This is a genomic window from Bradyrhizobium sp. WCU1 (assembly GCF_053474805.1).
Window position 1 is genome coordinate 3,272,649 of sequence record NZ_CM130280.1, and the last position, 24,483, is coordinate 3,297,131.

Here is a 24,483-nt window from a genome sequence, read left to right on the forward strand (position 1 = left end):
GCCCGCCCCGTCATTGCGAGGAGCGAAGCGACGAAGCAATCCGTCTCTCCGCGCATATGAACGTATGGATTGCTTCGCTTCGCTCGCAATGACGGTGAGACGTCAATTCACCTCGAACCTGATCGGCAGCTTTTTCGGACCGTTGACAAAATAGGCCTGCGTCATCTTCACCTCGCCGTCGAGCGACAGCGACTTCAGGTGCGGCAGCAGCTCCTCGAACAGGATGCGCATCTCGAGCTTGGCGAGATACTGGCCGAGGCATAGATGCGCGCCGTAGCCGAACGCGACGTGGCGGTTGGGCTTGCGGTCGCTGCGGAAGCGATCGGGCTCCTCGAACACCTCCTCGTCGCGATTGCCCGAGGCGTAGCACAGCATCAGCCAGTCGCCCTTGGCGATCTTGCGGCCGCCGAGCTCGGTATCGGCGGTGGCCGAGCGCATGAAATGCTTGACCGGCGTCATCCAGCGGATCGCCTCGTCGACCAGGCCCGGGATCAAGTCCGGATTGGCCTTCACCTTGGCGAATTCCACGGGATCCCTGGCCAGCGCCCAGATCGCGCCTGCGGTCGAGGATGAGGTGGTGTCGTGGCCCGCGGTCGCAACGATCATGTAATAGCTGGTCTGATCGTGCTCCGGCATATAGTCGCCGCCGATCTTCGCATTCGCAATGACGGTGGCGAGATCGTCCCGCGGGTTCTGCCGACGATCCTCGGTGATCTTGCGGAAATACGCGGAGAAGTCGGCGATGATCGCCTGCAGCATCACCGAGACCTGCTCCGCGCTCAGCGCGTCTCGGACGCGCGCCGTGTCGGGATCCTGCGGGCCGAACAGCTCCTGCGTCAGCTTGAGCATGCGCGGCTCGTCCGCCTCGGGCACGCCGAGGATCTCCATGATGACGTGCAGCGGATAGCCGAGCGCGACGTCGTCGACGAAATCGCAGGCGCCGCCGCGGTCGAGCATGCGCCGCACGGTTGCGCGCGCGATCTCGCGGACGCGGCCCTCGAACTTGCCGAGATTATTCGGCATGAACCAGCCCTGCGTCAGCGCGCGGTATTTCGGATGGTCCGGCGCGTCCATCTGTACCAGCGAGCGCACCAGATTGGGGCTGCCGGTGATCTTGCGGACGCGCTCCTCGAGCGCCCGGTTGGTCAGCGTGGTCGGCCGGTCGGCATTGTGGAACAGGTCGTTCTGCCGGCTGATCGCCTGGATATGCGCGTGCTTGGTCACCACCCAGAACGGATCGAACTTCTCCGGTTGCGCGATCCCGAGCGGATTGTTGGCGCGCAGCCAGCGATAGCTGTCGTGGATGCGATCGTCGGCATAGGCGACGGGATCGACGAGGGTTGCCGCGATGTCGGCGGGGATGTTGATATCCCCGGTCGTTGCCGTGTCCATGTTCGTCCTCACCTGTCCCAGCATCGGGTCGTGCCGATGATCGCCGAAATCTAGGCAGGGTTAAGGACAAAGGACTTGCGTTGATTGGCTACAAACCCCGCCGCACACGCGATTGCGGGGCGTGCCGGCGCAATGACGGCGGGGAGGAAGTCCTCAATAATGCCCGAACGCCACCGGGCGGAACGCCTGCAGCAATTGCTGGTCGAGCTTGCCGCCCATCTCCTCCATCATGGAGAACGCCTTGGCGTGGGTGAATTGCAGCCGGTAGGCCCGCTTCTCGACCAGGGCGGCATAGACGTCGACGATCGTGGTGACGCGGACGATGTCGCTGATCTGGTTGCCGCTGAGACCGTTTGGATAGCCGGTGCCGTCGAGGAATTCGTGATGGTGCAGGATCACGTCGAGCATTTCCGGCGGGAAGCCGCCCTGCGCCGACAACGCCTCGTAGCCGCGGCGCGGATGCTCGCGCATCTCGGCCATTTCCTCGACCGTCAGTGCGCCGGGCTTGTCGAGCAGGGCGACCGGAACGAAGGCCTTGCCGACATCGTGCAACAGCGCCGCGCGCGCGAGCCGACGCTGGTCGTCGTCGCGCATGCCGAGATGCTGCGAAAACGCGACCGCAAAGCCGGTCACGAACAGGCAGTGGCGATAGGTCTCCTGGTGATGACAGCCGACCGTGGTCAGCCATTCGCGCAGCGAGTTGTGCTTGATCGCCTTGAGGATCTTGTTTTCGGCGGCAACGATGTCCTCGAACTTGAGCGGCTCGCCGGCGCGCATCCGCTCGAACATCTTCACCATCACGGCATGCGCGGCCTCGACGCCGCGGTTCAGCGCCTTGCCACGGTCGGTCTCGTCATAGCCGCTGTCGTCGGGAAATGCAGCGCGGATGCGCTGCAGGAGGCCGCGCGCATCGAATGGCCGCGAGATCGTGTCGGTGGCGCCGAGCGCCCAGGCCTGCATCGAGGCGTGGTGCAGCGCATCCGCCAGCACGAACAGCCGCGGCATCTCGCGATAGGCGTCGCCCTGCAGCTTGGTGCGCACCAACTGCACGGCTTCCGGCGAGCGCAGGTTGATGTCGACGACGATGCCGGAGAGATCGTGGGCCGGCCGCTCGGGAATATCCGACGTCAGAACGGTGTCGACCTCGCCCACCGCGCGCAGGATGCTGGCGAGTTCGTTGCTTTGATCGCTTCGATCTGACGCCAGCAAGAGGCGGCGCTTCGAAGTCTGGTTATTGGCTAAGGCAGTCATGACATCCCCGTCGCGGTAACGACCGACGCCGGACGCTAGCTGACGATGCGTTCCCTCCGGCTTAATGGGGATGCTGAACGGCGGTTAAGCGCAATGGCTACAATTTGAGCGACCGCAACATCTGCCAGCAAAATCAGGCTGGCTGGACCGACGCGCCGAGGCGGCTCGCACAGCCAATTATCGGTTTTTGGGTGGCCCAAGACGACGTTGATACCCGCGTCGGCGCGCTCAGTCGCAGGGTCTGAGATAGCCGGCAGTGATCGCCATCTCCACAAGTTCCTTGATGCCATCGCGGAGACCGCTGATGCCGACGTCGCGCTCGCTGCGCTCGTGCCAGACGACGCCCGCGTCGAAGCCGGGCAGATCGAACGGAAGCTTGAACTTTGCAACGTCGGCGCGACGCTCCACCAGCCCATCGGGAACGATCCCGAGCAGATCGCTGTTGGCGACGAGGCCGGCCACCAGCATGTGGCTCGGCACCACCAGGCCGATGTCGCGCGTGACCCCCTGACGGCGCAAGGCGAGATCGATCCGGTTCGGAAACAGTCCGTCGGAGGACACCACAACGTGGCGTTGCGCCATGAAGCGTTCGCGCGACGGCCGCTTGAGGATCGAATGACCGGGTCTGGCGATGCCGACGAAGTCCGAGCGGCTGAGTTTCAGCGCGTGCAGCTTGGCGGGCAGCGGCTCGAGCGGTGCCACCATGAGATCACAGGTGCCTTCGACCACCATGCGCACCGCAGCGTCCGGGCCCGGCCACGGCTTGGCGTGGACCGACAGATACGGCGCCCTCGCCTGAACCCATCGCCACAGATCCGGCAGCAATCCTGCCAGCGCATAATCGCCCGATGTCAACGTGACGGTCTGGCGAACCTCGGACAGCGGCTGCGGGGTCAGCCCGACCACGGCTTCGACCCCGGCCAGCACGTCGTTCAATGGACCGGCCAGGCGCTCGGCCTTTGGCGACGGCATGAAGCGATTGCCATGCCGGATCAGGATCGGATCGTCGAACAACACGCGCAATCGCTCGAGCGCATTGCTGAGCGCCGGCTGCGAGAGGCCGACACGTTTGGCCGCCTTGCTGACGTGGCGTTCCGCGAGCAACGCCTGCAACACCACCAGCAGATTGAGGTCGATTGAACGCAAATTCATCTGATCAATACCCGGATATACAAAGTATCCATTAGATGGATGTGCTGCGTTGCGCTAGGAGTTTCACAACTCACTTGCCCCTCGCCGCCGACCTGCCGGGGCGCGATCGATCCGAACACCGGCCACGATGTGGCTGCGGCGCTGCGGATTGGCCGCGCCATCGCAGGCGCGCGTCCCTCATGGACCTTTGTGATGCATGCCCCCAAGCGCGCCGGCCTGGCACGCAACCTTGCCACCCTCCTGACCGGACTCTGCGTGGCCTCCTGTGCGCACGACCCATCCGATCGCGTCACGGGAGAGTGTTCGGTGACGTTGATCGGCAAGTGCTCGTCTAAGCAGGTCACCAGCGACCTGTCGGAGAGCGACAAGGCGGCGTTGGTATCGCTGCAAAACCGCAAGGTCGGCATCACCATCAACGATGCTTTGAAGGCCGCGGAAGCCTCGCTGAAGGCAAACCAGTTCGAGCAGGTGTCAATCGACAGCTCCGGCGCACTGGTGCAGGGCGAGAAGAATCACAAGATCGCCGACCGTGGCCACCAGATGCTGCAAGCGGTGATCAACGCCAAATTGCCGATGCTGAAGGGCAAGCCCGACCACGAGACGACGCGCGCGCTGGTGACCGTGCATGCGGTGTCGGGCGTCACTGCCGTACACGCCGAATTCATCACGACGATCTGGGACAGCAAGGGCGACTCGAAGACCCGCGTGGTGACCGATCCGCAGGTCTATAACTCGTTCTTCGCGAAGTTCGCCGACAATTCACCCCGGTGATCACGAATGAAAAACGCCGGAGAGCGGTGCTCTCCGGCGTTTTCATCGGTTCGATCGTTCAGGACGTTACGCCTTCATCGCCGCCTTGACGGCCTCCGCCGTGATCGGCAGGCCGCGGACGCGGGCGCCGACCGCGTTGAAGACGGCGTTGCCGATCGCCGGCGCCACCACCGTCACCGCGGGCTCGCCGACGCCGGTGGCCTTCTCGCCGTTGGCGATGACGCTGACCGCGACTTCCGGCAGCTGGCTCATCCGAAGCGGCGTGTAGCTGTCGAAGTTGGTCTGCTCGATGCCGCCGTCCTTCAACGTCGCCTTCTCGAACAGTGCCAGTGACATGCCCCACAGCGCCGCGCCCTCGACCTGGGCCCGGATGCCATCGGGATTCACTTGCGTACCGACATCGGTCGCAACCGTCAGCTTCTTCACCGTCACCTCGCCCGACGGAGCGACCGCGACATGGGCGACGCAGGCGGTCCAGCTTGCGGTGGCGCGCTCCTGCGACGACACGCAGGCCACGCCCATACCTTCGCCCTTTGGCAGCTTCTTGGTGCCGTAACCGGCGAGACCCATCGCCGCGAGCAAGGTATTGCGGAGACGCTGCGCGCCGCCGTCGTTCTTGCCCTTGCCGTCGAGCAGCTCGACACGAAGCAGGGCCGGGTCCTTGCCGGTCGCATGCGCGATCTCATCGACCATGCTTTCGACCGCCCAGAACGTCCAGCCCGGCGCCACCGAGCGGAGCTGACCCGACGGGGTGGCGTTGTGCGCCATCTCGTTCTTGATCGCCCGCACATAGTGGTTGGGTACGGTGTAGAAGAAGTCCGCTCCGTTGACGGTGAACGCGTCGAGCGGTCCCTTCTTGTCGACCGAAGGCGACAGGAAGTCGGGGATTCCCCAACGCTGGGTCGGCCAGGCGGAGACGACGTCGTGGCTCAATGCGACGAGCTTGCCGTCGCCGTCCACGCCGGCCTTCACCTTCTGGAAGGTCAAGGGACGCGAGAAATCCATCGTCATGTCGTTCTCGCGCGAGTAGATGACCTTGACCGGCTTGCCGACGGCCTTCGCCGCCTGCACCGCGGGCACCATCATGTCGGCGTCGAGACGCCGGCCGAAGCCGCCACCCAGCCACGTCTGGTGCATCACCACGAACTTGGGATCGATCCCGGCCGCGCCGGCCGCGATCGCACCGGAGCGCGTCGCGAACTGGTTGCCGGAATAGATGTGCAGGATGTCGCCCTTGAACTCCGCGGTGGCGTTCATCGGCTCCATCGGCGCGTGGATGTTGATGTTGGTGGTGTATTCCGCCTCCAGCACCTTGGCCGCCGTGCCGAAGGCCGCATCCGGATCGCCGTCCTTGACGAAGAATTGGCCGGAGTCGCTCAGCCCCTGCAGCCGCTTGGCTTCGGCGAGCAGCGCTTCGCTCGACGCCTTGGCGTTCGGCCCGCCATCATAGCTGATCTTGAGCGCCTCGGCCGCCTTCTTCGCCTGGGCATAGGTGTTGGCGACGGCGACGACCCAGCCGGTCGTGGTCATGGTCTTGTCGTCCAGGGTGACGGCCTTGATGAAGCCCGGCAGCTTCTTGGCCGCTGAGTCGTCCACCGACTTCACGGCCGCGCCGTAGCGCACCGGCGGGGTGACCAGCGCGCCGTAGACCATGCCCGGCAGCATCGTGTCGATGCCGTACTTGGCCGTGCCGTTGACCTTCAGGGGAATGTCGAGCTGCGGCACCGAGACGCCGATCATGGTGTACTGGTCCGGCGTCTTCAGCTTGATCGCCTTCAGATCGTCCGCCGTGAACGTCTTGGTCGCCTTGCCGCTCTTCACCACGTCGGCAAACGACATCGACTTCTTCGACTTCGGATGGCTGATCGTCGACGCGCGCACCACCAGTTCGCTGGCCGGCACGCCCATCGAGGCCGCCGCCGCTTCGGTCAATGCGATGCGGCCGGCAGCGCCGGCGCGGCTCATGGCGTCGAAGTTCATCATCGTCGACCAGCTGCCGCCGGTGATCTGCGCGCCCAGCACGGGATCGTTGAACTTCGGATCGTTGGAGGCGAGCTGGACCCGCATGTCCTTCCAGTTCGCGCCGAGCTCTTCGGCCACGATCTGCGCCATGGTCGAGGCGACGTGCTGGCCCATATCCGCCTTGCCGCAAGTCACGGTGACGAGACCATCGGGCGCGATCGAGTACCAGACGCTCGGTTCGAAATTGGCGGGTGCGGGCGCCGCGAGCGCCTGATCGATGCCGGAGCCGGCATAGCCGAGCACGAGGCCGGTTGCAGCGGTGCCGACCAGGAAGGAACGGCGGCTGAGGTCGGTCGTCTCGGGAGCGAGGTTTTTCACGTGCTTGTTCATGTGGCCCTCCGCTCGGATCCGGAGGCCGATGCGGTGCGCATGTCGGACGCAGCGCGCATGATGGCCTTCTGGATACGTGAATAGGTCATGCAACGGCAGAGATTGCCGTCCATATGCGCGACCACTTCTTCCTTGGTCGGGTTGGTGTTCTTCGACAGCAGCGCCGCCGCCTGCATGATCTGGCCGGACTGGCAGTAGCCGCATTGCGGCACCTGCTCGGCGACCCAGGCCTTCTGCAAGGGATGTTCGCCCTTCGCGGAGAGCCCTTCGATGGTGGTGATCTTCTTGCCGACGGCGTCGGCGACCGAGGTCTGGCATGACCGCACCGCTTCACCGTTGAGATGAACCGTACAGGCGCCACAGAGACCGGCGCCGCAACCGAATTTGGTGCCCGTCATCTGCAATTGCTCGCGGATGACCCAAAGCAGCGGCGTGTCATTGGCCGCCTCGACGGACATGTTCCGTCCGTTGATATTGAGATTTGGCATCTCTCTCCCCTTCCGGTGTAGGAAGCCGCTTACGGCGGCAACTCACTGTTGGGTCATGGCTGGCGCCCACCGGGTAAGCGACAGTTGCCGAAACAATGATCCGGTTCCCGGCTGGAGGCAATCCAATTTGGAATTGCTCGAAAAGAATAAATCTCGGAAACTGCCGGTTGTGCGATGCGGCAACGGCATGAAGCTTTTGAAATGCCAGTATTGATGCCGTATCGATCACTCCTACCAAGGTCGGTAGCACTGCCGGACCCGACATCGACAACAGAAGGAGCCCGTCAATGGCCAAGCTCAACCGTAGCGGCGTCGATATCTATTACGAGATTCACGGCAGCGGTCCGCCTTTGATCCTCACCCATGGCTACTCATCGACGTCGGCGATGTGGCAGGGCCAGATCGAGGCGCTGTCGAAGCGGCACAAGCTGATCCTGTGGGACATGCGCGGGCACGGCCAATCCGACTACCCCGACGATCCGGATGCCTACAGCGAAGCCCTGACGGTCGGCGACATCGCCGCCCTGCTCGATGCCGCCGGCGCCGACACGGCTGTTGTCGGCGGCCTTTCGCTCGGCGGCTACATGTCGCTCGCCTTTCATCGCGCTCACCCTGCGCGGGTGCGTGCGCTGCTGATCATCGACACCGGCCCGGGATTCAAGAAGGACGACGCCCGCGAGGCCTGGAACAAGCGCGCCCGCGACACCGGCGATCGCTTCGATCGCGAAGGGCTCGAGGTGCTGAAGTCGCTCAGCGCCGAGCGCGCGTCGGTCACGCATCGCAACGCCCGCGGCCTCGCGCTTGCCGCGCGCGGCATGCTGGCGCAGCGCGACGCGCGGGTGATCGAGTCATTGCCCGCGATCAAGGTGCCATCGCTGGTTGTGGTCGGCGCCGACGACACCCCGTTCCTGGCGGCCTCCGACTATATGGCGGCAAAGATCCCGGGCGCGCAGAAGGCGGTGATCCCGAACGCCGGCCATGCGGTCAACATCGACCAGCCGAAAGCCTTCATCGACGCCGTGCTGCCGTTCCTCGACGGTCTCGCGGCAAACGCGCCTGGAAAGGCCGCCTCATGAAGACGATTGTCGTCGCTCTGCTGCTGACGCTGGCCGCAACGGACGCGAACGCCCGGAAGCCACGGCTGTTCGCCGACCCGGCCACACCAACCTTCACCGCGACGCTGTCGAACCACACGCCGCTGGCGTTCGGCATGGGTGTCGCCGACGCGCAGCGCGCGCTCGGCACGCCCCTCACCTATGTCAGCGGGCGGCCCGGCAACGAGATCTTCCTGACCTTCCGCGATATCGGCGGCAGCGGGCTGTTCCAGCATCATGACCGTCTCTATCTGCAATTCCGCAAGGGCCGGCTCGCCGGCTGGAAGGGCGACTGGGGCGAGAACTGGATGTGGCGCTAGCCCTCGTCAACGATCTTCATGCAACCCCCAAACGCGACACGACAAGGATGGACCATGGGACAAGACATCAAACTGAAGGCTTCGGACGGCTTTGAACTCGGCGCCTATCGCGCTGAGCCCACCAGTGCACCGAAGGGCGCTGTCGTCGTGATCCAGGAGATCTTCGGCGTCAACCACCACATCCGCTCGGTCTGCGACCGGCTGGCGAGGGAAGGCTATGTCGCGATTGCGCCCTCGATCTTCGACCGCATCACGCCGAACTTCCAGAGCGGCTACTCGCCCGATGAGGTCGCCGAGGCGCGCAAGTTCGTCGCCAATCCGGACTTTGCCGCGATGCTGCGCGACAGCCAGGCGGCGATCGACGCGGTGAAACCGGTCGGGCCGGTCGGCATCATCGGCTTCTGCCTCGGCGGCAGCATCGCCTATGCGGCCGCCACCAAGCTGTCTGGGCTCTCGGCTGCGATCGGCTATTACGGCGGCGCCATCATCCGCTTCGCCGACGACAAGCCGGCGGTGCCGACACAGCTGCATTTCGGCGAGAAGGATGCCGGCATTCCCTTGAGCGATGTCGAGACCATCAAGTCGAAGCGGCCCGAAGTCGAGGTCTTCATCTATCCCGGCGCGCAGCACGGCTTCCATTGCGACGAGCGCGCCAGCTACGACAGGGCGAGCGCCGACATCGCCTGGCCGCGCAGCATGGAATTCTTCGCGAAGCATTTGCAGAAATAGCGCGGCTCTCTCCATCCCGTCATTCCTGGTGCGCAATTGCGCACCTGGGGATGCGCCGCAAGGCGCAGGCCCGGAATCCATTCCACCGCAAGACGCGCGGACAAATGGATTCCGGGCTCGCGCTCCGCGCGCCCCGGAATGACGAAAGAAGAGAGATTGCCTAAACTAGAACCAACGCTCGCCGACGAACACCGTATCGCCGGGGCTCATCGGCGTGCCCAGCGGCACCACGAAGCGGCCGGAGCCGGACGCATCGGTGTGGGTCAGCGTGACGCTGTCGCGCCTGGCCCGTGGCGAGAAGCCGCCGGCGATCGCGACCGCGCTCTCGACGGTCATGTTCGGAACGTAGGGATATTGGCCGGGGGCTTGGACCTCGCCGAGGATGAAGAACGGCCGGTAGGATTCGATTTCGACCGCCACCGACGGCTCGCGGATGAAACCGTTGCGCAGCCGTGCCGAGATTTCTCCGGCGAGCCCGGCCGGCGTGCGGCCGCGCGCCGGCACCGAGCCGATCAGCGGCATGGTGATCGCACCGGCTGCATCGATCGCATAGGAGTTGGTCAGGCCTTCCTGGCCGTAGACCACGACGCGGAGCTTGTCGCCCGGGCCGAGATGATAGGAGTTGTCGTAACCGGCGGGCCCACCCGGTGCGGCGGCATAGACCACCGGGGCGGCATAGCCATAACCAGGGGAAGCGCCGGCAAAGGCGGAACGCAGTGCGCTGATGGCACCACCGCCGCCTCCGTCGGCGACCGGAGCAGATGCGTAGGCCGGGCCGTAGGTGACGGTATCGACACCTTGCGGGCCGACCGCAACGGGACCGGACGTGCTCATGCAGCCAGACAGCGCGAGCGCAGCCACAACGGCAGTGATCGGCAATCGTAACGCGCGTGCAACTGGCACCGGACCTATCCCTCAACGGCGAGACAAGCCCAGTCTTGCACCACTTATGGTTAATAAAGGGTTTGCGCGACCCGGCGGGAGAGCCGGAAATCCCGCCTCCCCGTCGATTTAGCGCAAGGCAACTGAACGCAAGGCAACCGAGCGCAAGGCCACGCGATCAGGCGGCCGTGGCGCCGACGCCGATCGGGCACGACACGCCGGTGCCGCCAAGCCCGCAATAGCCCGCCGGATTCTTGGCGAGGTATTGCTGATGGTAGTCCTCGGCAAAATAGAACTCGCCCGATGGTGCGATCTCCGTGGTGATTGCACCGAGCCCTTTGGCGGCAAGCGCCTTCTGATACGTCGCCTGCGACGCATCGGCGGCTTTGCGCTGCGCGTCGCTGAACGTGTAGATCGCGGAGCGATACTGCGTGCCGATGTCGTTGCCCTGGCGCATGCCCTGCGTCGGGTTGTGGTTCTCCCAGAACGTCTTCAGCAGCTTCTCGTAGGCGACCTTCTTCGGATCGAACACGACCAGCACGACTTCGGTGTGGCCGGTGCGTCCCGAGCAGACTTCCTCATAGGTCGGGTTCGGCGTGTGGCCGCCGGCATAGCCAACCGCGGTGGTGTAGATCCCGTCGCCGAGTTCCCAGAACTTGCGTTCCGCGCCCCAGAAGCAGCCGAGCCCGAACACCGCCTGCTCGAGGCCCGGCGGATAAGGCGGCGTCAGTTTGCTGCCATTGACGAAATGGGTGGTCGCAGTCGGGATCGGCGTTGCGCGGCCGGGCAGCGCCTCGGCGGCGCTTGGCAACGCGGTGGTCTTGCGCATGAACAACATGGATACCTCCAGGCGGGACATCGGCCGACGCGGGCTGCGGCCTGCGGGCCGGCTGTCACCTATATATGTCGTTACGCGAATGATGGCAGCCCCGTTACTGATGGCTGCGGCGAAGAGATGCTACACCCCGGGGCGCCGCCAGCTCAGTCGCGCGCGTAACCGATCAGCGGCTTGCGTGGCCGGAACAGGATCATCAGCAGGATGCCGGCAATGCCGAGCACCGCGAACACCGGCTGCTCCAGCAGCAGGCGGATCACGCCGTTCCAGAGCCAGGGCGCAAAGCGATCTACCCAGGCATGGAACGCCTGCTGGCTCGACTGGTGGATATCGTTCCAGAACTGGCCGAATTGGGTGAACCGCAGGCTCTGGTCGGCGACGTAGCGGGCCCCGTCATAGACCATGAAGATGAAGCTGCCAGCGAGCAGCAAAAGGCCGATCAGACGGAAAAAGCCGCGGATCATGCGTCACCCAAACTCCCTGTCGCGCCCCACGCGTCGTCAGGCCTTACCGGGCGCTCCCCGGAAATTCAACCTCTTCAGCGGCTTATCCGGCCCTCCCGAGGCCGATTTCAGGCCCTTTTTCGGTCCCTAAAGCGTTGACGGTGCTGCCTGCGCCATCTATAAGACCGGCCGATGGCGGCGGGCGCAATCCTGCCGCCGCTGTTCTTTGGACAGTGCCGCATGCGGGGGCAGCAGTTTTGCGCTCTTCGCATGGCCGCCTCAAGGACACCCAAGTCGATACCTTGGACAAATACATCAGAGTCGAGATTTGAACCGGCCGGTGCGCGCAAGCCCGACCACTGAGCGATCACCGCCGAAGGACAGTTAGAGAACCATGGCCAACACCACCTCCGCCAAGAAGGCGACCCGCAAGATTGCCCGCCGCACCATCGTCAACAAGTCGCGCCGCACGCAGATGCGTGGCGCGGTGCGCACCGTCGAGGAAGCGATCAAGAGCGGCGACCGCGAGGCGGCACTCAAGGCGATGCGCAAGGCCGAGCCCGAACTGATGAAGGCAGCGCAGCGCAACATCATTCACAAGAACCTCGCCAGCCGGAAGGTGTCGCGCCTCACGCAGAGCATCGCCAAGCTCGCCAAGTAGAGTTCGCGAAGCTCGCCGCGCGAGCTGACTGAAAAACACATTTGTCACGAAGCCCGGCTCGCGCCGGGCTTTTTGTTTTTGTCGCGCCTCCTTTCGTGGAAGTTTTTATAGCCCGATAAAAGTTCGCATTGCCGCAACCGCATGTCATGCTTCGTCGCGTCCGTAGTTCTACCGGCAGATATGCTTAACGCGTCGCGCTCGCGCAGAGATTGTTCTGCGCTAAGCCAGATAGATGGAATAGCGCGCGGATATCTCGCGTCGAAAAAACGAGGCGGGGTTACCCTGCAAAAGCAATCGTGAAAAATCACGCTTCGCGAATTACTTATGCACATAGTGCCGGACAGCGATTGGAAAAATGACCGGCGCGAGACCAAATGTAAATTTTCTATGAAAAATTTTTGGTATTGCACCATCGTTTGTGACACGCGTGATTCTACGCGGTGATTCAAAAACTTGCTTTCACACCTCCGCATCGGCAACGCCGCAACAGTTGCGAAGAGTCGCGATCCCCGTCGAATCCACGGATTGTCAGGAAATGCGCTTGGTGTATTTATTTCTTGTTCGCGACGCCCACGGCTCTCCAGATCAGCGCGGTTTGAGACCCAAGGGCGGACGCACAAATCGGCGGCGGTGTGTGCGTTAGCGACGCTTTCCAAGCGAAGCTGGATTGACGGCTCATAGCGATATGAGGATGGTCGACCTGTGTCAAAATTTCTCCGGCGATGTCCCCGGCAATTTGGGGGATCGAACAAGAGAGACCAGGGCGCCCGTCGGAATCCGGCAGCGGGAACGCGGCGCAAGCGAACGGGTTGACGACGACACGCGGCGGCGAAGCGCCGGGCATTTCGGTGTTCGGTAGCGGCAGTTCGAATTTGAAGACACCAGCAAGCTGACAGCTTGCCGCGATACGTCGCGGCGGGAGGGGGAGGACTTATGCCTTACGGTATCATCACTGCAGTCGAACTAACGACAGCCGAAGTGCAGATCTCCAGTGGTGCCGTAATCAACTCCTCGGACGTTGGCTCTTACCCGCAGAGACCGTCGAGTACGCGCTGACCTCGCGGGGCGCCTCTTCTCCAAACAGCTGATCTGTCGCGTGGCGCATGGCCGCCACACGGGAGAGCTTTGTCCGGAGCAGACCGCGCCCGCTAGAGGTCGCGTCGTGTCAGGGAACCTGCACGGCGCTTTCGCCATCATCATCTCTCAGATTTGGAAAAGTACGAAGGCAATGACGAACACGGAACAGGATCGCTGGTCGCGGGTGAAGGGACGTTTGCGGACGAGCGTTGGCGAGGACGTTTACACGAGCTGGTTTGCACGGATGGATCTGGAGAGCGTGCACGACGAGAGCGTGCACCTGTCGGTTCCGACCCGGTTCCTCAAGAGCTGGATCCAGGCGCATTACGCCGACCGTGTGCTCACCTGCTGGCAGGCCGAGATGCCCGAAGTGCACCGCATCGACCTCACCGTGCGCTCAGCGATCCGTGCGATGGCGCCGGCAAAGGAAGCGGTTGCGCCGGTCGAGATGCGTCGTGTCGAGCGCACCGATGGCCGCCCCGCGCCCGAACTGCGCTCGGTTGCGACCGCGCCGGTGTCGGCCAGCCATGACGCGCTGGGCGGCTCGCCGCTCGATCCGCGCCTGACCTTTGCAAGCTTCGTCGTCGGCCGTTCCAACACGCTGGCCCATGCGGCTGCGCGCCAGGTCGCAGAGGGACGCCGCGGCGACCCCGTGATGTTCAACCCGCTCTACATCCATGCCGGCGTCGGCCTCGGCAAGACGCACCTGCTGCAGGCGGTGACCTGGGCCGGCAATTCCGGCGGCGAGCGCAAGGTGCTTTATCTGACCGCCGAGAAGTTCATGTATGGCTTCGTCGCGGCGCTGAAGACGCAGACGGCGCTGGCGTTCAAGGAAGCGCTGCGCGGCATCGACGTGCTCGTGATCGACGACCTGCAGTTCCTGCAGGGCAAGTCGACGCAGGCCGAGTTCTGCCACACGCTGAATGCGCTGATCGATGCCGGCCGCCAGGTCGTGATCGCGGCCGACCGTCCGCCGTCGGACCTCGAAAGCCTTGACGATCGCGTGCGCTCCCGGCTCGCCGGCGGTTTGGTTGTCGAGATGGGTTCGCTCGGCGAGGAACTGCGGCTCGGCATCCTCAAGTCGCGCGTCGCCGCGGCCCGCGCCCACCACGCAAGCTTCGACGTGCCGGAGGAGGTGCTCGACTATCTGGCGCGCACCATCACCCATAACGGCCGCGACCTCGAAGGCGCGATCAACCGCCTCCTGGCGCATTCCAAGCTCAACAACCAGCCGGTGACGCTGGAGATGGCCGAGCGCGAGGTGCGCGACCTGGTCCGCCCGCAGGAGCCGAAGCGGATCAAGATCGAGGACATCCAGCGCGTGGTCGCCCGGCAGTACAATGTCAGCCGCTCCGACCTCTTGTCGTCGCGCCGCACCGCCAATGTGGTGCGCCCGCGCCAGGTTGCGATGTATCTGGCGAAGACCCTGACCCTGCGCTCGCTGCCGGAGATCGGCCGCAGGTTCGGCGGCCGCGACCACACCACGGTGCTGCACGCAGTGCGCAAGATTGAGGCACTGGTCGCCAAGGACACGGCGCTGTCGGAGGAAGTCGAGTCGCTGAAGCGTCAGCTCCAGGAATAAGGCGCCGCGTCGTTCTAGCGCGTTCCATGGCCCTCCCCTTTACCATAGGGGAGGGCTAAACTTTTTTCCGGCCCAAAACGTGGGGAACGGGGCCCGTTTCCTGCCCGTCTCCCTTGCACCGGCCGGCCATCCGCGCCACCTTGCGGTCCCCCCGTGGGTTTGATCAAATCCGGTATTGATCCGACTTTTCGGGTTTCCGACGCCGCGGTGCTGCCCTGAACGGCCGCCCGGCTTTTCCATCTGAGGGATCTGGCGGGTATTGCAATGAAGGTCACCGTCGAGCGCGCGCAACTCCTGAAATCGCTGGGTCACGTTCATCGCGTGGTCGAGCGCCGCAACACCATCCCGATCCTCGGCAACGTGTTGATCCGCGCCGAGGGCGCCAAATTGTCGCTGAAGGCGACCGACCTCGACCTCGAGGTGACCGAGACCCTGGCGGCCGAAACCGGAACCGCCGGCTCGACCACCGTACCCGCGCACATGTTCTACGACATCGTCCGCAAGCTGCCCGACGGCTCGCAGATCGTGCTGGAGGCTGACGGCGACCGCTCGGTGCTCGCGGTGCGCGCCGGCCGCTCGCGCTTCACGCTGCAGACCCTGCCGGAGAGCGATTTCCCCGGCCTTGCCGCCGGCGACATGACGCATTCGTTCTCGCTGCCGGCGTCCGACTTCAAGCGCCTGATCGACCGCACCCAGTTCGCGATCTCGACCGAAGAGACCCGTTACTACCTGAACGGCATCTATCTGCACGCCGCGGGCAGCGCCAAGGCCGCAACCCTGCGCGGCGTCGCGACCGATGGCCACCGCCTGGCCCAGATCGACCTTCCGCTACCCAGCGGCGCAGCCGGCATGCCCGGCGTGATCGTGCCGCGCAAGACGGTCGGTGAGGTGCAGCGGCTGATCGAGGGCGACGACGCCGAGATCTCGATCGAGCTGTCGGACGGCAAGATCCGCTTCACCCTCGGCAATGTGGTGCTGACCTCGAAGCTGATCGACGGCACCTTCCCGGACTACGGCCGCGTCATTCCGCAGAACAACGACAAGGAACTGGTGGTCGACAAGAAGGATTTCGAGGCCGCCGTCGACCGCGTCTCGACCATTTCCAGCGAACGCGGCCGCGCGGTGAAGCTCGCGCTGTCCGCGGGCAAGCTGGTGCTCTCGGTTACCAATCCGGATTCCGGCAGCGCCACCGAGGAGCTTGAGGTCGAGTACGCCTCCGATGCGCTCGATATCGGCTTCAACTCGCGCTATCTGCTCGACATCGCCGCCCAGATCGAGGGCGAGGTCGCGGTGCTGAAGCTCGCCGACCCTGGCTCGCCGACCCTGGTGCAGGACAAGGACAGCAAGGGCGCGCTCTACGTGCTGATGCCGATGCGGGTGTAAGCACTTCTCTTCGCGCGCATCGGCACTAGATTGCGTCGTGGCTGGGCACGACTGCCCGGCAATGACGAGCTGAGATGACCCCGTCCCGCATTCATCGCCTGTCGCTGACGCATTTCCGGAACTACCGGACGGCGACGCTGCAAGTCGCAGGCGACATGGTGGTGCTGGTCGGACCGAACGGCGCCGGCAAGACCAATTGCATGGAGGCGGTCTCGTTCCTGTCGCCGGGCCGCGGCCTGCGCCGCGCGACGCTGGAGGACATCGCCGACAATCAGGGCGACGGCTCCTGGGCGGTCTCCGCGGAGGTCGAGGGCGCGCTTGGGCTCGCGACGCTCGGCACCGGCATCGATCCACCGACCGGCGAGGCGAGCAACACGCGACGCTGCCGCATCGATCGCGAGCCGGTGGGTTCCGCGACCGCGTTCGGCGACCATCTGCGCATGGTGTGGCTGACGCCGGCGATGGACGGCCTGTTCATGGGCGCGGCGTCCGAGCGGCGACGCTTCTTCGACCGCCTCGTGCTGGCGATCGATTCCGACCATTCCAGCCGTGTCTCGGCGCTGGAGCGCTCGCTGCGCTCGCGGAATCGGCTGCTCGAGGTGCGCAACTATGACGACCATTGGTGCGACGCGATCGAGCGCGAGACCGCGGAGCTCGCGGTCGCGGTCGCCGCATCGCGCGGCCAGACCGCGGCCAGACTCGCGATGATGCTGCGCGAGCGCGGCGCGGCGTCGGCCTTCCCCTCCGCCGAGATCATGCTCGATGGCTGGATGGAGAATGCGCTGCTGCAGGAACCCGCAACGGCCGTGGAAGACCGCTACCGCGAGACCCTGCGCACCAGCCGGCCGCGCGACGCCGCCGCCGGACGCACGCTCGACGGCCCGCATCTGACCGATCTGCAGGTGGTCTACGCGCCGAAGAACATGCCGGCGCGCGACGCCTCGACCGGCGAGCAGAAGGCGCTTCTGATCGGGCTGGTGCTGGCGCATGCCACGATGGTCGCGGAGATGACCGGCATCGTGCCGCTGCTGCTGCTCGACGAGGTGGTCGCCCATCTCGATCCCGGCAGGCGCCGGGCGCTGTTCGACGAGCTCGCCAGGCTCGGCGCGCAAGTCTGGATGACCGGCGCAGATCCCGCAGCCTTCGTCGATATCGGCCCGACGGGGGAGATTTTCGACGTCGAATCCGGCCGCGCCACACGGCGCGGCTGAGGTCGTGGAGCAGGCTCCGAAGAGGCTTCGAATCCGCCTTCGAATCGGGCTTTTCAAGACTGCCGGAATCGGCCCTCGGAGACCTTGAAACAGGCCGAAAAAATCCCATCTATTCAATAGTTTGCAGACGGAGACTTTGCGCTAGGCGCAACACCTCTTTCATGGCACAAATAGCGGAATCAGCGCCTCATCATGCGCAGCTGATTCGGGACATCCTCGAAGGCCTCACATGACTGAACCTGCGCGGCAGACCCCTGCCGAATCCGAGCATCCCATTCCGGCCGAATATGGCGCGGAATCGATCCGGGTGCTGAAGGGCCTCGACGCCGTCCGCAAGCGGCCCGGCATGTATATCGGCGACACCGACGACGGGTCCGGCCTGCACCACATGGTCTATGAGGTCGTCGACAACGCGATCGACGAGGCGCTGGCGGGCCATGCGAGCCGCGTGCTGGTCACCCTCAACGCCGACAATTCCGTCACCGTGTTCGACGACGGCCGCGGCATCCCGGTCGACATCCACAAGGGCGAAGGCGTCTCGGCGGCCGAGGTCATCATGACCCAGCTCCATGCCGGCGGAAAGTTCGACCAGAATTCCTACAAGGTCTCCGGCGGCCTGCACGGCGTCGGCGTCTCCGTCGTCAACGCGCTGTCCAGCAAGCTCGGCTTGCGGATCTGGCGCGACGACAAGGAGCACTACATCGAATTCGCGCACGGCGATGCCGTGGCGCCGCTCAAGGTGGTCGGCGATGCGCCGGGCAAACGCGGCACCGAGGTCACCTTCCTCGCCTCGACCGAGACCTTCAAGAACGTCGAATATGATTTCGCGACGCTCGAGCACCGGCTGCGCGAGCTCGCCTTCCTCAATTCCGGCGTCCACATCGTGCTGTCAGACATGCGCCACGCGGTCGAGAAGCGCGAGGAGATGCACTATTCCGGCGGTGTCGAGGAATTCGTCAAATATCTCGACCGCAACAAGAAGGCGATCGTGCCGGCGCCGATCATGGTGCGATCGGAAGCCAACGGCATCGGCGTCGAGGCCGCGCTGTGGTGGAACGACAGCTACCACGAGAACGTGCTGTGCTTCACCAACAACATCCCGCAGCGCGACGGCGGCACCCATCTGGCCGGCTTCCGCGGCGCGCTGACGCGCCAGGTCAACGGCTACGCCGAGGCCAATGCGAAGAAGGAAAAGATCGCGCTGACCGGTGACGACTGCCGCGAAGGCCTCACCGCGGTGCTGTCGGTGAAGGTGCCCGATCCGAAATTCTCGTCGCAGACCAAGGACAAGCTGGTCTCCTCGGAGGTTCGACCCGTGGTCGAGAACGTCCTCAACGAGGCGCTCGCCGCCTGGTTTGAGGAGAATCCGAAGGAAGCCAAGGAGATCGTCGGCAAGGTGATCCAGGCCGCCGCAGCCCGCGAGGCTGCGCGCAAGGCGCGCGAGCTGACCCGCAAGAACCCGCTCAGCGTCTCCTCGCTGCCCGGCAAGCTCGCCGACTGCCAGGAAAAGGATCCGGCCAAGTCCGAACTGTTCATCGTCGAGGGTGACTCGGCAGGCGGCAGCGCCAAGCAGGGCCGCAACCGCGAATTCCAGGCGGTGCTGCCGCTGCGCGGCAAGATCCTCAATGTCGAGCGCGTGCGCCCCGACAAGATGCTGTCGTCGGAGCAGATCGGCACCCTGATCACCGCGCTCGGCACCGGCATCAGCGACGATTTCTCGGTCGACAAGCTGCGCTACCACAAGATCATCGTGATGACCGACGCCGACGTCGACGGCGCCCATATCCGCACGCTTCTGCTGACCTTCTTCTATCGTCAGATGCGCTCGATCATCGATGGCGGCTATCTCTATATCGCCCAGCCGCCGCTCTATAAGGTCTCGCGCGGCAAGTCCGAGCAGTATCTGAAGGACGAGCGCGCGCTCGAGGACTATCTGATCTCGACCGGGCTCGATGAATGCGTGTTCAAGCCGGCCTCCGGAGACGACCGCTCGGGCCGCGATCTGCTGTCGCTGGTCGAGGACGCCCGGATCATCCGCTCGGTGCTGCGCAACCTGCACAGCCGTTACAATCGCGCGGTGATCGAGCAGGCGGCGATCGCGGGCGTGCTCAGCCCCAGGATCACCAGCGAGATCGCGACCGCCAACGCGGCGGCGGAATACATCGCCAAGCGGCTCGACGCGGTGGCCGACGAGGTCGAGCGCGGCTGGGTCGGCACCTTCACGGAAGGCCACGGCTTCCAGTTCGAGCGCACCGTGCGCGGCGTCAAGGAAGTGGCCGTGATCGACGACGCGTTCCTCGGCTCGGCCGACGCACGCAAGCTCGATGAATACGCGACCAAGCTGCAAGAGATCTACGTGCGCGCGGGCAAGCTGCGGCGCAAGGATGCCGAGCAGATGATCCATGGTCCGGTCGACCTGTTCGAGGCCGTGACCGACGCCGCCCGCAAGGGCATCTCGCTGCAGCGCTACAAAGGTCTCGGCGAGATGAACCCGGAGCAGTTGTGGGAGACCACGCTGGACACCGAGGCCCGCTCGCTGCTGCAGGTGAAGGTCAAGGAGGTCGACGAGGCCGACGATATCTTCACCAAGCTGATGGGCGACGTGGTCGAACCGCGCCGCGACTTCATCCAGGAAAACTCGCTCAGCGCCACCATCGATATCTGAGGGCTCGTTCGCTCTCAGGCCGCCGCGCTCTCCGACACGATGGCTCGGCGGGAATGACGTCTCCGTGACAACGCGATCGGCACCCTCGCACAGCTACCTTTCGGGTGGATGCTGAGCCGGGAATTGTGTTACGGTGCCGAACAGCCTTTGATTCCATTGCGGAATTTCACACGGGCAAGCTTGAATCCAAGTCTGGATGATGCGTTAGGGGACATTCCGCGTGGCGCCGATTCAATACATCGTCGAAGGCGGCCGCCGCCTTTCGGGCACCATCGAGCCATCGGGCAACAAGAACTCCGCGCTGCCGATCATCGCAGCGGCCCTGCTGACGGAGCATCCGGTCACGCTGACCAACGTGCCGCGCATTCGCGACACCGAGACGCTGGTCGAGCTGTGCCGTTCGGTCGGCGCCAGCGCCGAATGGACCGAGCGCAACACGCTGCAGATCCATGCCAAGGAGATCCGCGCCGCCGACCTCGACCCGGCGCTGTGCGCGCGGATCCGCGCCTCGATCCTGCTCGCGGGCCCGCTGCTCGCCCGCTGCGGCGAGGTCGCGCTGCCGCCACCCGGCGGGGACGTGATCGGTCGCCGCCGGCTCGACACGCACTTCCTGGCCTTCGAGCAGCTCGGCGCCACGGTCACCGCGACGCACCGGCTCGAATTCCGCGCCTCGAAGCTGAAGGGCGCCGACGTGTTCCTCGACGAACCCAGCGTCACCGCGACGGAGAATGCGCTGGTCGCCGCCGTCGCCGCCCGCGGCATCACCCATCTGCGCAACGCGGCCTCCGAGCCGCATGTGCAGGACCTCGCGAATTTCCTGATCGCGCTCGGTGCCAAGATTGAAGGCGTCGGCACCAACACCATCATCGTGCACGGCCAGGCGACGCTCGGGAGTACGACTTTCGCAATCCAGCCCGACCATATCGAGGTCGGATCGCTGATCGGGCTCGCCGCGGTGACGCGTTCGCCGCTGCGCATCGCACGCGCCGGCGTCGAGCATCTGCGCTCGATCCGGATGGGCTTTGAGCGGCTCGGCATCGTCTGCGGCGTCGAGGGCGACGATCTCGTCGTGCCGTCGAACCAGACCATGAAGATCCACGACGATTTCGGCGGCCACGTGCCGAAGCTCGAGGACCAGCCCTGGCCGGCCTTCCCCGCCGACCTGATGTCGATCGCGATCGTCACCGCGACGCAGTGCGACGGCGTCATCCTGATGCACGAGAAGATGTTCGAGTCCCGGATGTTCTTCGTCGACAACCTGATCGCGATGGGCGGCCGCATCGTGTTGTGCGACCCGCACCGTGCGATCGTCGCCGGTCCAAGCCGGCTGCGCGGCGCACCGATGAATTCGCCCGACATCCGCGCCGGCATGGCGATGCTGCTGGCCGCGGTGTGCGCCAACGGCACCTCAACCATCAACAACGCCGACCAGATCGAGCGCGGCTATGAGCGGATCGACGAACGGCTCAACGCACTCGGCGCCAAGATCAAGCGGATTCCCGCGCGATCGTGATCCGGGCATGATCCGGAAAAGTGTGAGGCGGTCTTCCGGTCGGATCATGCTCAAACAGCAACCTGGGACGCGACGATCTCTGCGTAAGATCGTCGCGTTTGGGCAGCTTGGCCATCCCTCCGGCCGGTTTGCCGTGCTAGACGTGCGGTCATGACCTGCATCGACAAGATCGACCCGGCCGCGTCGCGCGCGGCCGTCGTCCCCTCTCGCAAGCTGCTCACGGCCGAGCTCGCGGAAACGCTGAAGCTCGCGGTGCCGCTTGCGCTGACGCAGCTCGGCCAGATCGCGATGATGACGACCGACCTCGCCTTCATCGGCCGACTCGGCAGCGAGAGCATCGCCGCAGCGGCGCTGGCGCATACCGTGTATTTCGTCAGCTTCACCATCGGCATGGGCATGATGTCCGCGGTCTCGCCGCTGGCCGCGCAGGCGTTCGGCGCACGCGATCCGCGCGTGATGCGGCGCGCGCTCCGCGTCGGCCTGTGGGCCGGCTTCTTCATGGTGCTGCCGCTGATGGCGCTGCCGTTCCAGGGCGAACGCATCCTGCTCGCGCTCGGCCAGACCCAGGCTACCGCGCATCTGGCCCAGCAATATCTGTTCGGGCTCGGCTGGGGCATTTTGCCGGCGCTGTGGTTCATCGCGATCCGCGGCTTCATGAGCGCGGTGAACCGGCCGGAGCCGGTGCTGTGGATCACGCTGGCGGCGATCCCGGCCAACGCGTTGATGGTCTATCTTCTGCTCTATGGCAAATGGGGCATGCCCGAACTCGGCATGTTCGGCGCCGGGCTGGCGACCACGATCGTCAATCTCGGCACCTTCCTTGCCGGCGTGTGGTTCGCGGCGCGGCGCCGCCCGTTCCGCAAGTATCATGTGTTCAGCCGCGTCTGGCGCATCGACTGGCCCTTGATGGGCAAGCTCGTCGCGATCGGCGCGCCGATTTCGATCGCCTTCCTGCTGGAATACGGCCTGTTCGGCGCGGCCGGCCTCTTGATGGGGCTGATCAGCACCACGGCACTCGCGGCACACCAGATCGCCCTGCAGATCGCGGCGATCCTGTTCATGGTGCCGTTCGGCGTCAGTATGGCGGCCACCGTGCGAGTAGGCCAGGCGGTCGGCCGCCGCGACACCGAGGCGGTGCAGCGCGCCGGCTTTGTCGCGGTCGCGCTCTCCGGCGTCTTCATGAGTGTGATGACGCTGGCGGTGATCCTGGCACGCTTCGAGATCGCGGCGCTGTTCCTCGGCGAGGCCTCCGACGCCACCGCACGGCTCACTGCGATGCTGCTGCTGATCGGCGCGACGTTCTTCATCGCCGACGGCGTCCAGACCACCAGCGCCGGCGCGCTGCGCGGCATGCACGACACCCAGGTGCCGCTGCTGTTCGCCGTCATCAGCTACTGGCTGATCGGCTTCGCGTCGGCATCCGCGCTCGCCTTCTGGGCCGGGCTCCAGGCCCCCGGCGTCTGGATCGGATTGTCGCTCGGCACTGCCGTTTATGCGACCCTGCTGATCTTGCGTTTCCGCCTGCTGGCACGCAGACTGGGCAGATGAAGGTTGACGAGGTCACGCCGAACGTGGATTCCGACGCGCTGCTAACCGGCGCGCAATTCATCGACGCGTTCCGGATCGCGACCACGCAACCGGATCTCGATGCGCGGCACGCCACCGAGACGATGTTGGGCCAGCAGCCGCGCTGGGCCAGATGGTTGATTGCCTTGCGAAACGTTCTGGTCACGCCGCTCGGCCTGAAGACCTCGGGCGCCGGCGACGGCGTGGGGCGCGACATGATCGGGCTATTCCCCGTACTCAGCGAGACGCCCGAGCGGCTGGTCGCCGGCTTCAACGACAAGCATCTCGACTTCCGCCTGGTGGTCGACGTCACCAGCACCGGCGCCGCGCGCAACATCACCGCCACCACGCTGGTGCTGACCCACAACTGGCTCGGTCGCACCTATCTCGCAGTGATCATGCCGTTCCACCGCCTGATCGTGCCGGCGATGCTGCGCAAGGCCGGGGGCTAGCGCATGACCCTGCGGGTCGACCTGTTCTTCTCGTTCCGCAGTCCCTACAGCTACCTCGCGCTGCCGAAGACGTTGAACATGGTCGCCGACTTCGATGTCGCGGTTACTTTGCGGCCAGTCTATCCGCTCGCGGTGCGCGTGCCCGGCTTCTTCAAGAAGACCAATCCGCAATTCGCCCGCTATGTCGTGCTCGATTCCAGCCGCGTCGCCAAACATGAGAACATACCGTTCCGCTTTCCGCGTCCGGACCCGATCGTCCAGGACATGACGACGCTCGACGTCGCCGAACACCAGCCCTACATCCACCGCCTGACCCGGCTCGGCGCCGCCGCCCAACTTGAGGGACGGTCGCTGGCCTTCACCGCCGCGATCAGCCGCGTGCTGTGGGACGGCTCGGTGCAGGGCTGGAACGAGGGCGATCATCTGGCGCAGGCGGCGGCTGCCGCCGGCTTCGATCTCGCCGCGATGGATGTCGCCGTCGCGGCCGATCCCGATCACTATGAAGCGGTCATCAAGGGCAACGAGGACGCGCATGCCGCGTCCGGCCATTGGGGCGTGCCAACCTTCGTGTTCGAGAACGAACCGTTCTTCGGTCAGGATCGCATCGACCTGCTGATCTGGCGCATGGAGAGCAAGGGCCTGACGCGCCGCAAGGCATAGACGG

General features: G+C 65.0%; 21 protein-coding genes. 13 read left to right on the forward strand and 8 right to left on the reverse strand.

Translation table 11 applies throughout. The features are described 5' to 3' along the window. Nucleotides 1-102: 102 nt before the first annotated feature. The 3 genes from ACTUWL_RS15210 to ACTUWL_RS15220 all read right to left on the reverse strand — a co-directional run bounded on the left by ACTUWL_RS15210 (nucleotide 103) and on the right by ACTUWL_RS15220 (nucleotide 3,795). Complete coding sequence (locus ACTUWL_RS15210) at nucleotides 103-1,392, reverse strand: cytochrome P450 (RefSeq protein ID WP_021077649.1); 1,290 nt, start codon at nucleotides 1,390-1,392, stop codon at nucleotides 103-105. A 153-nt stretch (nucleotides 1,393-1,545) separates the two neighbouring features. Further along, complete coding sequence (locus ACTUWL_RS15215; RefSeq protein WP_021077650.1) at nucleotides 1,546-2,643, reverse strand: HD domain-containing protein; 1,098 nt, start codon at nucleotides 2,641-2,643, stop codon at nucleotides 1,546-1,548. A gap of 228 nt (nucleotides 2,644-2,871) precedes the next feature. Continuing rightward, nucleotides 2,872-3,795 (reverse strand): LysR family transcriptional regulator, encoded by a 924-nt coding sequence (locus ACTUWL_RS15220; protein WP_021077651.1) that lies wholly within the window; start codon nucleotides 3,793-3,795, stop codon nucleotides 2,872-2,874. Between the two features lie 192 nt (nucleotides 3,796-3,987). Here ACTUWL_RS15220 and ACTUWL_RS15225 point away from each other — a divergent pair, with 192 nt between their 5' ends. After that, nucleotides 3,988-4,566 carry a hypothetical protein gene (locus ACTUWL_RS15225; RefSeq protein WP_021077652.1) on the forward strand — a complete coding sequence of 193 codons (579 nt, stop codon included), beginning with the start codon at nucleotides 3,988-3,990 and terminating at the stop codon, nucleotides 4,564-4,566. A 66-nt stretch (nucleotides 4,567-4,632) separates the two neighbouring features. Here the strand turns inward: ACTUWL_RS15225 and ACTUWL_RS15230 are convergent, their stop codons facing one another. Both ACTUWL_RS15230 and ACTUWL_RS15235 read right to left on the reverse strand, forming a co-directional pair. Further along, the gene (locus ACTUWL_RS15230) at nucleotides 4,633-6,918 is read right to left on the reverse strand and encodes a xanthine dehydrogenase family protein molybdopterin-binding subunit (protein ID WP_021077653.1); all 2,286 of its coding nucleotides are present in this window, start codon (nucleotides 6,916-6,918) and stop codon (nucleotides 4,633-4,635) included. After that, nucleotides 6,915-7,406, reverse strand: a complete 492-nt coding sequence (locus ACTUWL_RS15235; protein ID WP_021077654.1) for a (2Fe-2S)-binding protein — start codon at nucleotides 7,404-7,406, stop codon at nucleotides 6,915-6,917. Before ACTUWL_RS15235 ends, ACTUWL_RS15230 begins: the two co-directional genes overlap by 4 nt. Before the next feature lie 287 nt (nucleotides 7,407-7,693). On the opposite strand from ACTUWL_RS15235, the gene ACTUWL_RS15240 reads away from it, so the two are divergent. Genes ACTUWL_RS15240 through ACTUWL_RS15250 form a run of 3 tightly spaced genes read left to right on the forward strand, consistent with a single transcriptional unit; the run spans nucleotide 7,694 to nucleotide 9,549 of the window. After that, entirely contained in the window at nucleotides 7,694-8,482 is a 789-nt protein-coding gene (locus ACTUWL_RS15240; RefSeq protein WP_021077655.1) for an alpha/beta fold hydrolase, read from the forward strand. Next, nucleotides 8,479-8,820, forward strand: a complete 342-nt coding sequence (locus ACTUWL_RS15245) for a hypothetical protein (protein WP_021077656.1) — start codon at nucleotides 8,479-8,481, stop codon at nucleotides 8,818-8,820. Before ACTUWL_RS15240 ends, ACTUWL_RS15245 begins: the two co-directional genes overlap by 4 nt. A 54-nt stretch (nucleotides 8,821-8,874) precedes the next feature. Next, nucleotides 8,875-9,549 carry a dienelactone hydrolase family protein gene (locus ACTUWL_RS15250; protein WP_021077657.1) on the forward strand — a complete coding sequence of 225 codons (675 nt, stop codon included), beginning with the start codon at nucleotides 8,875-8,877 and terminating at the stop codon, nucleotides 9,547-9,549. 165 nt (nucleotides 9,550-9,714) lie between these two features. On the opposite strand, the gene ACTUWL_RS15255 is transcribed toward ACTUWL_RS15250, so the two are convergent. The 3 genes from ACTUWL_RS15255 to ACTUWL_RS15265 form a co-directional block, all read right to left on the reverse strand. After that, a complete protein-coding gene (locus ACTUWL_RS15255) occupies nucleotides 9,715-10,452 on the reverse strand; it encodes a polysaccharide biosynthesis/export family protein (protein WP_021077658.1) in 738 nt (245 codons plus the stop codon). Nucleotides 10,453-10,609: 157 nt separating this feature from the next. Continuing rightward, nucleotides 10,610-11,269, reverse strand: coding sequence for a peptide-methionine (S)-S-oxide reductase MsrA (gene msrA / locus ACTUWL_RS15260; RefSeq protein ID WP_021077659.1), 660 nt, complete (start codon nucleotides 11,267-11,269; stop codon nucleotides 10,610-10,612). Nucleotides 11,270-11,412: 143 nt separating this feature from the next. Continuing rightward, complete coding sequence (locus ACTUWL_RS15265) at nucleotides 11,413-11,730, reverse strand: hypothetical protein (RefSeq protein WP_021077660.1); 318 nt, start codon at nucleotides 11,728-11,730, stop codon at nucleotides 11,413-11,415. 373 nt (nucleotides 11,731-12,103) lie between these two features. Here ACTUWL_RS15265 and rpsT point away from each other — a divergent pair, with 373 nt between their 5' ends. The 9 genes from rpsT to ACTUWL_RS15310 all read left to right on the forward strand — a co-directional run bounded on the left by rpsT (nucleotide 12,104) and on the right by ACTUWL_RS15310 (nucleotide 24,479). Next, nucleotides 12,104-12,370 (forward strand): 30S ribosomal protein S20, encoded by a 267-nt coding sequence (gene rpsT / locus ACTUWL_RS15270; protein ID WP_021077661.1) that lies wholly within the window; start codon nucleotides 12,104-12,106, stop codon nucleotides 12,368-12,370. Between the two features lie 1,228 nt (nucleotides 12,371-13,598). Next, complete coding sequence (dnaA, locus tag ACTUWL_RS15275) at nucleotides 13,599-15,029, forward strand: chromosomal replication initiator protein DnaA (protein ID WP_035650540.1); 1,431 nt, start codon at nucleotides 13,599-13,601, stop codon at nucleotides 15,027-15,029. A gap of 264 nt (nucleotides 15,030-15,293) precedes the next feature. Then, complete coding sequence (gene dnaN, locus ACTUWL_RS15280) at nucleotides 15,294-16,412, forward strand: DNA polymerase III subunit beta (RefSeq protein ID WP_021077663.1); 1,119 nt, start codon at nucleotides 15,294-15,296, stop codon at nucleotides 16,410-16,412. Between the two features lie 74 nt (nucleotides 16,413-16,486). Then, nucleotides 16,487-17,623 carry a DNA replication/repair protein RecF gene (gene recF / locus ACTUWL_RS15285; RefSeq protein ID WP_021077664.1) on the forward strand — a complete coding sequence of 379 codons (1,137 nt, stop codon included), beginning with the start codon at nucleotides 16,487-16,489 and terminating at the stop codon, nucleotides 17,621-17,623. Between the two features lie 229 nt (nucleotides 17,624-17,852). After that, nucleotides 17,853-20,288, forward strand: a complete 2,436-nt coding sequence (gene gyrB, locus ACTUWL_RS15290; protein ID WP_021077665.1) for a DNA topoisomerase (ATP-hydrolyzing) subunit B — start codon at nucleotides 17,853-17,855, stop codon at nucleotides 20,286-20,288. A 220-nt stretch (nucleotides 20,289-20,508) separates the two neighbouring features. Beyond that, nucleotides 20,509-21,801, forward strand: a complete 1,293-nt coding sequence (gene murA / locus ACTUWL_RS15295) for a UDP-N-acetylglucosamine 1-carboxyvinyltransferase (RefSeq protein WP_021077666.1) — start codon at nucleotides 20,509-20,511, stop codon at nucleotides 21,799-21,801. Nucleotides 21,802-21,951: 150 nt separating this feature from the next. Then, nucleotides 21,952-23,349 (forward strand): MATE family efflux transporter, encoded by a 1,398-nt coding sequence (locus ACTUWL_RS15300; protein WP_021077667.1) that lies wholly within the window; start codon nucleotides 21,952-21,954, stop codon nucleotides 23,347-23,349. Next, on the forward strand, nucleotides 23,346-23,819 hold the full coding sequence (locus ACTUWL_RS15305; protein ID WP_021077668.1) for a DUF2867 domain-containing protein: 474 nt from the start codon (nucleotides 23,346-23,348) through the stop codon (nucleotides 23,817-23,819). The genes ACTUWL_RS15300 and ACTUWL_RS15305 overlap by 4 nt, the downstream gene beginning before the upstream one ends. A gap of 3 nt (nucleotides 23,820-23,822) precedes the next feature. After that, nucleotides 23,823-24,479, forward strand: a complete 657-nt coding sequence (locus tag ACTUWL_RS15310) for a 2-hydroxychromene-2-carboxylate isomerase (RefSeq protein ID WP_021077669.1) — start codon at nucleotides 23,823-23,825, stop codon at nucleotides 24,477-24,479. The last annotated feature ends 4 nt before the right edge of the window (nucleotides 24,480-24,483 follow it).

Coding starts and splice junctions, on each gene's coding strand:
- ACTUWL_RS15210 (WP_021077649.1), bottom strand. CDS start 1,392: ATGGACACGGCAACGACCGGGGATATCAACATCCCCGCCGACATCGCG.
- ACTUWL_RS15215 (WP_021077650.1), bottom strand. CDS start 2,643: ATGACTGCCTTAGCCAATAACCAGACTTCGAAGCGCCGCCTCTTGCTG.
- ACTUWL_RS15220 (WP_021077651.1), bottom strand. CDS start 3,795: ATGAATTTGCGTTCAATCGACCTCAATCTGCTGGTGGTGTTGCAGGCG.
- ACTUWL_RS15225 (WP_021077652.1), top strand. CDS start 3,988: ATGCATGCCCCCAAGCGCGCCGGCCTGGCACGCAACCTTGCCACCCTC.
- ACTUWL_RS15230 (WP_021077653.1), bottom strand. CDS start 6,918: ATGAACAAGCACGTGAAAAACCTCGCTCCCGAGACGACCGACCTCAGC.
- ACTUWL_RS15235 (WP_021077654.1), bottom strand. CDS start 7,406: ATGCCAAATCTCAATATCAACGGACGGAACATGTCCGTCGAGGCGGCC.
- ACTUWL_RS15240 (WP_021077655.1), top strand. CDS start 7,694: ATGGCCAAGCTCAACCGTAGCGGCGTCGATATCTATTACGAGATTCAC.
- ACTUWL_RS15245 (WP_021077656.1), top strand. CDS start 8,479: ATGAAGACGATTGTCGTCGCTCTGCTGCTGACGCTGGCCGCAACGGAC.
- ACTUWL_RS15250 (WP_021077657.1), top strand. CDS start 8,875: ATGGGACAAGACATCAAACTGAAGGCTTCGGACGGCTTTGAACTCGGC.
- msrA (WP_021077659.1), bottom strand. CDS start 11,269: ATGTTGTTCATGCGCAAGACCACCGCGTTGCCAAGCGCCGCCGAGGCG.
- ACTUWL_RS15265 (WP_021077660.1), bottom strand. CDS start 11,730: ATGATCCGCGGCTTTTTCCGTCTGATCGGCCTTTTGCTGCTCGCTGGC.
- rpsT (WP_021077661.1), top strand. CDS start 12,104: ATGGCCAACACCACCTCCGCCAAGAAGGCGACCCGCAAGATTGCCCGC.
- dnaA (WP_035650540.1), top strand. CDS start 13,599: ATGACGAACACGGAACAGGATCGCTGGTCGCGGGTGAAGGGACGTTTG.
- dnaN (WP_021077663.1), top strand. CDS start 15,294: ATGAAGGTCACCGTCGAGCGCGCGCAACTCCTGAAATCGCTGGGTCAC.
- recF (WP_021077664.1), top strand. CDS start 16,487: ATGACCCCGTCCCGCATTCATCGCCTGTCGCTGACGCATTTCCGGAAC.
- gyrB (WP_021077665.1), top strand. CDS start 17,853: ATGACTGAACCTGCGCGGCAGACCCCTGCCGAATCCGAGCATCCCATT.
- ACTUWL_RS15300 (WP_021077667.1), top strand. CDS start 21,952: ATGACCTGCATCGACAAGATCGACCCGGCCGCGTCGCGCGCGGCCGTC.
- ACTUWL_RS15305 (WP_021077668.1), top strand. CDS start 23,346: ATGAAGGTTGACGAGGTCACGCCGAACGTGGATTCCGACGCGCTGCTA.
- ACTUWL_RS15310 (WP_021077669.1), top strand. CDS start 23,823: ATGACCCTGCGGGTCGACCTGTTCTTCTCGTTCCGCAGTCCCTACAGC.